Genomic DNA, 246 nt, shown 5'->3' with positions numbered 1-246 from the left:
GCCAGACTTCGAGGACACACTGCGTCCGCCATGTTTGGCGACCCGCGCACCGGCAGCCGCGGCCACAAACATGGACGCCGTGGAAATATTGAAGCTCGACGCGCCATCGCCACCAGTACCGACGATATCCAGAAAATGCGGATGCGCCGGCGCCTCCACCTTGGCCGACAGCTCGCGCATCACGCGCGCCGCACCAGTGATCTCGCCGACGGTTTCTTTCTTCACGCGCAGACCGGTGATGATCGC

The 246-nt window shown here is 63.8% G+C and carries 1 pseudogene; it reads right to left on the bottom strand.

What is annotated here, in order from left to right:
• Positions 1-246: pseudogene (trpD, locus tag P9236_RS30760) on the bottom strand (anthranilate phosphoribosyltransferase); the annotation flags it as partial.

This window comes from Mesorhizobium sp. WSM4884, assembly GCF_029625675.1.
GTDB lineage: Bacteria > Pseudomonadota > Alphaproteobacteria > Rhizobiales > Rhizobiaceae > Mesorhizobium.
This window is presented reverse-complemented; position numbering and strand designations above follow the sequence as displayed.